At 71.3% G+C, this 5,406-nt stretch carries 5 protein-coding genes; all 5 read right to left on the bottom strand.

What is annotated here, in order from left to right; all coding sequences use genetic code 11:
• Window positions 1–100 precede the first annotated feature (100 nt).
• Window positions 101–1,675 (bottom strand): MFS transporter, encoded by a 1,575-nt coding sequence (locus P3L51_RS34730; protein ID WP_354609356.1) that lies wholly within the window; start codon window positions 1,673–1,675, stop codon window positions 101–103.
• A 37-nt stretch (window positions 1,676–1,712) separates the two neighbouring features.
• Window positions 1,713–2,528 (bottom strand): thioesterase II family protein, encoded by an 816-nt coding sequence (locus P3L51_RS34735; protein WP_354609357.1) that lies wholly within the window; start codon window positions 2,526–2,528, stop codon window positions 1,713–1,715.
• Entirely contained in the window at window positions 2,525–3,703 is a 1,179-nt protein-coding gene (locus P3L51_RS34740; RefSeq protein WP_354609358.1) for an arginase family protein, read from the bottom strand. The genes P3L51_RS34735 and P3L51_RS34740 overlap by 4 nt, the downstream gene beginning before the upstream one ends.
• Window positions 3,700–4,008, bottom strand: a complete 309-nt coding sequence (locus P3L51_RS34745; protein ID WP_354609359.1) for a hypothetical protein — start codon at window positions 4,006–4,008, stop codon at window positions 3,700–3,702. The genes P3L51_RS34740 and P3L51_RS34745 overlap by 4 nt, the downstream gene beginning before the upstream one ends.
• A gap of 168 nt (window positions 4,009–4,176) precedes the next feature.
• A partial coding sequence (locus P3L51_RS34750; RefSeq protein WP_354609360.1) for an aminotransferase class I/II-fold pyridoxal phosphate-dependent enzyme occupies window positions 4,177–5,406 on the bottom strand: 1,230 nt, incomplete at its 5' end.

A 5,406-nucleotide genomic window follows, 5' to 3' on the forward strand; every position in this document is an offset into this window, starting at 1 on the left:
ATCCTGTCCGCCCGGGGTTGTGCGGCCCGCGTCGCGTGGCGCGGGCCGCACACCGGCCGCCGACCTGGCCCGGCGGGGACGGCGGGGACGGCGGGGAGCGCTATGCCTCCACGTTGACGGCGGGAGCGACGCCGTCGGCCGAACCGTCGGTACCGGCGGAGTCCTCGCCCGCTCCGGTGGCCGGGATCTTGATGACCACCGCCACCAGCACGGCGGAGGCGAGCGCGACGAACGCCCCGATGCCACCGATGACGTTCATGCCGTCGGTGAACGCCTCCCGCGCCGAGCCGAGCAGGACGGTCGCCACATCCGAGGACAGCCCCCGCGCCGTCTCCACCGCGCCGGCGAGCGTGTCATCGGCGCCCGCCGCCACCCCCGCCGGGACATCGACCCCACCGCGGTACACCGCGGCGCCGAGGCTGCCGAGCAGGGCGACGCCGAGCGCCATGCCGAGTTCGGTGCTGGTCTCCGAGAGGGCCGCGGCGGACCCGGCCTGCTCGGGCCGGGCCGCTCCGACGACGATGTCCGTGCCCAGGGCGATGAGCGGGCCACCACCGGCGTAGACGAAGGCGAAGCCCGTCACCACCTGGGCGATGCCCGACGAACTGTCGGCCAGGCTCAGCATCACATGGCCGACGCCCGACACCGCGAGCCCGATGGCGACGACGTACGCCGGACGGATCCTGCTCGCCGCCATGGGGGACACCACTGCCGTCACGATCAGCGCGAACGCCGCCGGCAGCAGATACAGACCGGCCTTCATCGGGGACAGTCCACCGACGAGCTGGAGGAACTGCGTCACCATCAGATACGTGCCGCCGGCCACCAGCATGCTGAGCAGCAGCGTCACCAGGGCCGTGAGGAAGGTGGAGCTGCGGAAGAGGGCGAGGTCGAGCAGCGGGCTCTCCAGCGTGCGCTGTCGGCGGACGAACAGCACGCCGACGACCAGGCCCACGACGATCGCCATGAGCGGGACCGCGCCGACCCCGTCGTTGGCGATCTCCTTCAGTCCGTAGATCACCGGGAGGATCGTGGCGAGCGACAGGCCCACGCTGATCAGGTCGAGCCGGCCGGCGTCCTCGTCGCGGTACTCCGGCAGCAGGATCGGCCCGGCCACCAGCAGCAGACCCATGATGGGCACACCGAGCAGGAAGACCGAACCCCACCAGAAGTACTCCAGCATGGCGCCGCCGACGACCGGGCCGAGCGCGATGCCCACGGAGAACATGGTGACCCAGATCGCGATCGCCACGCCGCGCTGCCGCGCGTCACGGAACATGTTGATGATCAGCGCGAGGGTCGAGGGCATCAGCGTGGCTCCGGCGATGCCCATCGCGGCCCGCGCCGCTATCAGCGAGGCCGCGTCGTCGGCGAAGACGGCGGCCAGCGACGCGAGGCCGAACCCGGCGGCGCCGATCAGCAGCAGCTTCCGGCGGCCGATGCGGTCGCCCAGGGTTCCCATGGCCACCAGGAAGCCGGCGATCAGGAAGCCGTAGATGTCGATGATCCACAGCATCTGGGCGGCCGAGGGGTTCAGGCCCTCGCTGATGTGGGGTACGGCCAGGTGCAGCACGCTCACATCGATGGACAGCAGCAAGGTGGGCAGCGCCAGTACGGCCAGGCCCAACCACTCACGAGGTCCGGCCTGTGTGGTGGTGTCGGCGGTGGTACTCACATGTTTCCTTTCGGGGATGGTGCACATCGGTGCCCGATCACGATCGTCGGGCGAGGGGGTGCGGGAGGGACGGCTCCGACCGGGGATGGTCGAGGCCGGGGACCAGGAGGGCGGCGACGGCTGCCGCGTTGGCGGGTGTGTAGAGGTAGAAGTGACCACCCGTGAACGTCTGCCGGCTGAAGCCGCCCGACGTCTCCAGCGACCACAGGTACATCCGCTCGTCGACGACGACCGGGTCGTCCACCGCGCCGAGCGCCACGATGGGGACGCGGATACCGAACAGCGGCCGCCGGTAGGTCTCCATCGCCTCCAGGTCGGCCCGGATCGCTCGGAGCGACGACCGGACCAGGTCCGTACGGTCCACCAGCCCGGGAGACATGCCGCCCATGTCCGTCAGATGCTCCAGCAGCTCCGCGTCGCTCCTGAGATGCGCGAAGGGCGGTTCGCTGGGGAAGCACGGCGGCTGGCGCGCGGACACGGCCAGCAGGGTGGGAGGCAGACCGTCGCGTTCCATCGCCCGGGTGAGCTCGTATCCGAGCACGCTGCCGAAGCTGTGCCCGATGACCGCGTACGGCAAGGGCTCCAGCTCCACCAGGCCCCGGACGAGGGCGCCGACCAGCGGCTCGACGCGCGTCACCAGGGGCTCGTTGATGCGCGTGCCCCGACCCGGCAGTTGGGCGACGACGCACTCCACGTCCTCGGGCAGCACCTGCCACCAGGAGCGGAACGCGGACGGCCACCCGCCGGCGTGCGGGAGCGCCACGACCCGGAAACGGGCGCGGGGCCGCCGCCCCGAACCGGTGCCGCCTGTCGGACGCGCGCCGCTCCCCACCGTCATCCACCAGCCGCTCATCGCGGCACCCCGGTCACTGGCGCGGGCCGCCCGGCCGCCCCGGACCGGCCGGAGGGTGGCGAGGAGGCCGGGCCCGCGAGCAGCGGATGGTGGCCCTCCAGGTGTGCGATCACCCGGTCCTGGTGGCGTTGGAGGCGCTGGCCCGGAAGGTGTTCGAGCGAGTGCAGGAACGGGTCCTGAGGGGCCGGCAGACCGGCGATCGCGGTGGCCGTGCCCAGCACCAGCATCGGCTGGTACCACGCCGAGTAGCCGCCCTCGTGGGCGAAGACGATCCTGCCTCCCGTCAGTTCGTCCGCCAGCCGGCACATCGTCGACGTCATCGAGTGGAAGGTGCGGCTGGTGCAGAGCATCCGGCCCATCGGATCGTGGCCGCTCGCGTCGACGCCCGCCGCCACCAGGATCAGATCGGGGCCGAAGGCACGGGCCGCGGGCTCCACGATCCGGTCCATCACCGCGAGATAGGCGCCGTGCCCCGAGCCGGCGGGCAGCGGCACATTGAGGGTGCTGCCCGCCCCCGCGCCCGCGCCGGTCTCCAGAACGAGACCGGACGCCGCCGGGAACAGCCCTTCCTGGTGCACCGAGATGTACAGCACGTCGGGGTCCTCGTAGAAGGTCCGCTGGATGCCGTTGCCGTGGTGCACGTCCCAGTCCAGGATCAGCACGCGGCGCGCCCCCCGGCGCTGTGCCGCGCGGGCGGCCACCGCCAGGTTGTTGTAGAGGCACAGCGCCATCGCCCGGTCCGGCTCCGCGTGATGGCCGGGCGGCCTCACCAGGCAGTAGGCGCGGTCGAAGCGGCCGTCCAGGACACCCGTGGCGGCCTGCGCGCAGGCCCCGACGGCGAGCCTCGCGGCCTGCGCGCTGTGGTAGTTGACGTACGCGTACACACCGGCATCGCCCGCGCCGGCCGCCGAGGCCGCCTCGACCCGCTCGATGTGTTCGGGGACATGCACGAGGAGCAGGTCCTCGTCGGAGGCGGGCGTGGGGGTGAAGCCGGTGAACCGGTCCATCACACCTGACGCCTTGACCAGCCCCTCGGCACGCCGGAGGTCCGGGTCGACCGCGAACTGGCGCAACGGCTCGACGCCCGGTCCCACCGGCACGTACCCCGATCCGGGACCGGGGTCGTGCCAGAAACAGATCTCGTGGCTGTACCACGCGAGTCGGGAGGTGTTCACCAGCCGGACAGACCCAGCGAGGCCCGGCTGATCCCGGCGACCTTCTCGATGTACTGGAGGTAGTACTCGCGCTCCTCGTCCGGCGTGCGCTTGGTGCGCAGCGTCGTACTCAGGAGATCGAGCACCTCCTCGGCCTCGGCGGGCGTCAGCCGCCGGTCACCGATCTCCTTCTCGACCGCGCGGATCCGCGCGGCCGGCTCCAGCACACCGGACGCGAACTCGTGTTGGTCGGCGCCGTGGTTCCGGGTCGAGGCGATGGTCTTCAGAATCGCCCCGAAGAACGCCGTGGTGTCGATGTCGGTCATGATCGGTACCTCCCTGGTTGCCATGCGGTGGAAGGCGTACGGTGTCCGTTCTCGCGGACCGCTCTGTTCCTGTGGGCCGTTGAGCGCGGGTGGATCGCCCCGTGCCGGTGGACCGATCCGTTCCGGTGGACCGCTCCGTTCCTGTGGACCGCTCCGTCGGATCGGTGCTCAGCGGATCAGGCCGCAGGCGCGGCCGGCTTTCTCCAGCGTCACGACCGCCGCGTCCAGATCCGCGTCGGAGTGGCTGAGGTTGACGATGGTCCGCAGCCGGGGCAGCGTCCGCGGCACGGCCGGGTAGACGATCGGCTGTACGAAGAGCCCGTCCTGCTGGCACAGCCGGGCCATCGTCCCCGCCTGATCGGCGCTGGAGCAGATGATGGGCACCACCGGTGTCTCACTGGCCAGCGTGTCGAAGCCCAGGGCGCGCAGCTGCTCGCGGTAACGGGTCGTCTTCGCCTGTACGTCCCGGGTGAGGGAGGGTGCGGCCTCCATCACCTCGATCGCCGCCTTGGCCGCCGCCACCTGGGCGGGAGTCACCGCCGCGGAGAACATCCAGCCCCGCGCGTTGTTCTTCAGCGCGAAGACCAGGTCGCTGGAGCCGGCGACGTAACCACCCGCGCTCGGCACCGTCTTGGAGAGCGTGCCCATCTTGACGTCGACCCGTGCCGGGTCGATCCCGAAGTGCTCGGTGATGCCGCGGCCCGTGGCACCGAGGACACCCAGGCTGTGTGCCTCGTCGACCATCAGCGGGGCGTCGTACCGCTCGCACAGCTCCACGATGCCGGGCAGATCCGCCACGTCGCCGTCCATGCTGAAGACGGCGTCCGTGACGACCAGACGGCCCGCTTCACCCGCCTTGCGCAGGGCGCGTTCCAGGTCGGTGAGGTCGTTGTGGGCGTAGGTGATGACCGACGCACCGGACAGCCGGTAACCGTCCAGGATGCTGGCGTGGTTGTAGACGTCGCCGATGACCACGTCGCCGGGGCCGACGAGAGCGCCGACCGTCGCCACGTTCGCCATGTAGCCGCTGGAGAAGACGATGGCGTCCTCGGTGCCGAGGAAGCGGGCGAGCGCCAGCTCCAGCTCCCGGTGCAGATGCAGGGTGCCCGCCAGCAGCCGCACCCCGTGCGCGCCGGTCCCGTGCCGCTCCACGGCGCGCAGGACCTGGTCCTCGATGTAGTCGTGCCCGATGAGTCCGAGGTAGCTGTAGGAGGCGAAGTTGAGGAACCATCGGCCGTCGAACTTGATCCGGGGGCCCGTCGCCTCCTCGATGACCGGCTCGTAGAAGTACTCGTCCTTGGCGACGATCAGACGGTCCTCCGTCGACAGGGCGTCGATGCGCCGGTCGAGGAACCTGCCGTGGGGGGCGTCGGACAGCCGGCCCGGCAGGGTCCGCCG

Source organism: Streptomyces panacea (genome assembly GCF_040560175.1).
In the GTDB taxonomy this organism is placed as follows: Bacteria; Actinomycetota; Actinomycetes; order Streptomycetales; family Streptomycetaceae; genus Streptomyces; species Streptomyces panacea.

Coding starts and splice junctions, on each gene's coding strand:
- P3L51_RS34735 (WP_354609357.1), bottom strand. CDS start 2,528: ATGAGCGGCTGGTGGATGACGGTGGGGAGCGGCGCGCGTCCGACAGGC.
- P3L51_RS34745 (WP_354609359.1), bottom strand. CDS start 4,008: ATGACCGACATCGACACCACGGCGTTCTTCGGGGCGATTCTGAAGACC.